Below are 3,785 nucleotides of genomic sequence, written 5' to 3' on the forward strand. Positions count from 1 at the left end.
GGGGTCGGTACATAGAACGGGCACAGATATACGCTAAGGTCGGATGCTGAGGGTATATGACGGAAAACAGGTGTTTTCCGTCATTTTTTTCTTGCCGGGAAAAGATAGCCGCCAAGGTAGCAAAAACCGCACGACAAACCATGTCGCTTTGCATTACTGTGCGGAAACTCTTCTGATGAGGTTTGTCGTACATGCTGGTCGGTTATATGCGAGTGTCCTCAGCCGACGAACGCCAGTCAGTGGATCTCCAGCGCGATGCGCTGATCGCGGCTGGCGTCGATGCACGCCACATTCATTCCGACAAGGCCTCTGGTGCCCGCGACGATCGCCCTGGCCTCAAGACGTGCCTCGCCTGGCTCAAGGAAGGGGATACGCTGGTGGTCTGGAAACTCGACCGTCTGGGCCGTTCTCTATCGCATCTTCTCGATATTATCGGAGATTTTCGGGAGCGTGGCATCGCTTTCCGATCCTTGACCGAACATATGGATACGGCAACCGCGCAAGGCGAGTTGCTGTTCTCGATGTTCGGCGCACTCGCCCAATACGAACGCGCCTTGACGCGCGAACGGGTCATGGCGGGGCTGGCGGCCGCCAGGCGCCGGGGTCGGCTCGGCGGTAGGCCGCCCGCGATCGACGCGGAGAAGATCGCGGCGATTACCGTCGCCCTCGAAGGCGGCGCCAGCAAAGCGGCTATATGCCGCAACTTCGGTGTACCGCGCTCGACGCTGATCGACACGCTGGCGCGGATTGGCTGGACGCCTCCCGGCAGAACCTGACAGATGCCGCGCCGTTCCGTTCTGACCGAGGCGCAGCGCCTGTTGCTGCTTGCCCTGCCCGAAAACGAGGCCGACCTGGTGCGCTACTGGACGCTCACTCCCGATGACCTGCGTGTCATTGTCAGTCGGAGAAGGGCGCACAATCGGTTGGGCTTTGCTATCCAGCTTTGCGCGCTGCGCTACCCGGGGCGGCTGCTCCGGCCGGGGGAGCTGATCCCTCAGATCCCGCTCGCCTTCATAGGGGATCAACTCGGGATCGAGCCGGACGCGCTCGCCGACTATGCCGTGCGTGGGCCGACCCGCTACGAACAGCTCGATACGCTGCGTGGAACATTCGGATTCCAGCAGTTCTGTCGGCCGCTCCAGATCGAGCTTCAGGCCTGGCTTCTGCCTGCGGCCCTGACGTCCAGCAGCGGAATCGTTCTCGCACGGATGCTGCTGGGCGAATTTCGCCGGCGATGCATCGTCGTGCCTGGTATCACCCAGATCGAACGCATGGTGGGCAAGGCGCTGCTCGATGCCGAGCGGTATGTCTGCGAGCTGCTGACGCGGCATCTTACCGCCGACCAGCGCGATCGGCTCGACGCCCTCCTCCAGCCGCATAGCGGCAGCCATATCAGCAGCCTCACCTGGGTGCGTCAGCCTCCTGGCCAGCCCGGGAGGCGTGCCTTCGCCGCGATCCTCGACCGGTTGTCGCTCCTGCGTGCGATCGACCTGGATTCCGGCCTCGTGGACACCATTCACCCGGAGCGGCTTCGCCGATTGTGCCAGGAAGGCGCGCGCCTCACGGCGCAACATCTTACCTCGTTGAACCCGGCACGGCGGCGCGCGGTGCTGGTCGCCACAGCCATCGAGGCGCAGATGACGCTGACAGACGACGCGGTGCTCATGTTCGAGCGTCTGTTCGGTCAGTTGTTCCGCCGGGCGGAACGGCGCGAGGAAGCCGCATTGAAACGCGACCGTCGGACCATCAACGCCAAAATCCGCCTTCTGGCCGAGATCGGCGATGCGGTGTTGAGCGCCCGCGCTGACGACGCCGATCCATACGCGGCGATCGAGGGCGTCATCGGCTGGGACGCGCTGACACGGGAAGTCGCGGAAGCCCGTCGTCTCGTTCGTCCTGATCCGCTCGATCCCGTGGCGCTCTCCCGGGAGAACGCAGGACCGATCCTGCGCCAGATCGGTCCTGCGTTCGTCGCCGCCTTCACTTTCGGGGCTGTTCCCGCCTGCGCACCTCTTGCCCAAGCTGTCGAGACCCTGCGCGGACTCGCCGACGGCCGGCACAGGCTTCCGGCCGACGTGCCGCTCGGCTTTGTCCGGACGAGCTGGCGGAAGCGGATCGACCGTGCTGATCTCGACCGCCGCATCTTCGCGTTCTGCGTCCTGGCGGAACTGCGCGACCGGCTGCGCGCGGGGGATATGTGGGTCGAGGGAAGCCGACGCTATCGCGCCGTCGAGCACCAGCTTATTCCAAAGCCGATTTTTTCCGCGATGCGCGAGGCCGGCCCCCTGCCGATCGCCGTCGCTGATACCGCAGCGGCCTGGCTGGCGGAACGCAAGGCGCTGCTCACGCGTCGGATCGCCGAGATAGAGGCGAAAGCGTCCACCGATACGCTCGAAGACGTGCGGATCGCCGAGGGGCGGCTGCGCATCTCGCCTTTGCGCGCGATCACTCCAGACGAGGCAGAGGACGCCCTGGCGCCCCTCTACGCACGCCTGCCGGCCATCCGGATCACCGATCTGCTGGCCGACGTGGATCGCTGGACGGGACTTGCCGGCTGCTTCACGCATTTGACTACCGGCCGGGCACACGACGATCCCCGCGCGATCCTTACCGCCGTTCTTGCCGATGCGACCAATCTCGGCCACGCCCGCATGGCCGAGGCCTGTGGGTTGGTAACTCGGCGTCAGCTCGGCTGGCTCTCGGCCTGGCACCTGCGCGAGGATAGCTACGGAGCGGCGCTGGCGAGGCTGGTCGAGGCGCAGCATCGGCTGCCCCTTGCCGCGTTGTTCGGCGACGGCACCGCGTCCAGCTCGGACGGGCAGCACTTCCCGCTCGATCGGCGTGCACAGGCAACCGGCGCCGTCAATCCGCACAAGGGCAGCGAACCCGCCATCTCCTTCTACACCCATGTCTCCGATCGCTACGCGCCGTTCCATTCCACAGTCATCTCCGCCGGTGCCAGCGAGGCCGCGCATGTACTCGACGGCCTGCTCCATCATGGCGCCGACCTTGCGATCGAGCGTCACCATACCGATGGCGGGGGCGTTTCGGATCATGTGTTCGCCCTATGCCATCTCCTCGGTTTCCGTTTCGCCCCGCGCATCCCCAACATCGGTAACAGACGCCTGCATCTGTTCGGCGACATGAAGCCTGGGTCGACTGTCGCCCCATTGATGGCCCAGCCGATCGACGAACGCCTGATCTCCGAGCACTGGGACGACGTGATCCGGCTCGCCACCTCAATCCGTACCGGCGTCACCAGCGCGTCGCTGATGCTGGAACGGCTCGGTTCTTATCCTCGCGCGAACGGTCTCGCCCTTGCCCTGCGAGAGATGGGCCGCGTCGAGCGTACGCTGTTCACGCTCGACTGGATCGAGCTCCCCGAAGAACGCCGCCGCGCCACCCGCGAGTTGAACAAGGGAGAGGCCCAGAACGCCCTCAAGCGCGCCATCTTTTTCCATCGCACCGGCCGGATCCGCGATCACGGACTGCAAGCCCAGGGACATCGGGCGAGCGCGCTCAATCTCGTCGCCAGCGCCATCGTATTGTGGAACACCACCTATCTCGGAGCCGCAATGCGGCATCTCGAACGTCAAGGACGATCCGTTGCGCCTGATCTGCTCCAGCATCTCTCTCCGCTGGGGTGGCAGCATATCAACCTGACCGGGGATTACCTCTGGACCGACGCCGGCATCCCGGAAGGGAAACTCCGCCCGCTCCGGCAAGCCATCACAATCACCGATAATCCTTAGCGTATATCTGTGCCCGTTTTATGTACCGACCCC

At 64.7% G+C, this 3,785-nt stretch carries 3 protein-coding genes; 2 read left to right on the top strand and 1 reads right to left on the bottom strand.

The window, feature by feature from the left end; all coding sequences use genetic code 11:
* Positions 1-193 (bottom strand): hypothetical protein (locus tag GOB93_RS21290; RefSeq protein ID WP_206752628.1); only part of this gene is annotated, 193 nt, incomplete at its 3' end.
* Between the two features lie 13 nt (positions 194-206).
* Here GOB93_RS21290 and GOB93_RS20585 point away from each other — a divergent pair.
* Both GOB93_RS20585 and GOB93_RS20590 read left to right on the top strand, forming a co-directional pair.
* On the top strand, positions 207-776 hold the full coding sequence (locus tag GOB93_RS20585; RefSeq protein ID WP_456304271.1) for a recombinase family protein: 570 nt from the start codon (positions 207-209) through the stop codon (positions 774-776).
* A 3-nt stretch (positions 777-779) separates the two neighbouring features.
* Complete coding sequence (locus tag GOB93_RS20590; protein WP_173585230.1) at positions 780-3,752, top strand: Tn3 family transposase; 2,973 nt, start codon at positions 780-782, stop codon at positions 3,750-3,752.
* Positions 3,753-3,785: the final 33 nt, after the last annotated feature.

It is taken from the genome of Acetobacter musti, from assembly GCF_011516835.1.
Taxonomy (GTDB): domain Bacteria; phylum Pseudomonadota; class Alphaproteobacteria; order Acetobacterales; family Acetobacteraceae; genus Acetobacter; species Acetobacter musti.

Coding starts and splice junctions, on each gene's coding strand:
- GOB93_RS20585 (WP_456304271.1), top strand. CDS start 207: ATGCGAGTGTCCTCAGCCGACGAACGCCAGTCAGTGGATCTCCAGCGC.
- GOB93_RS20590 (WP_173585230.1), top strand. CDS start 780: ATGCCGCGCCGTTCCGTTCTGACCGAGGCGCAGCGCCTGTTGCTGCTT.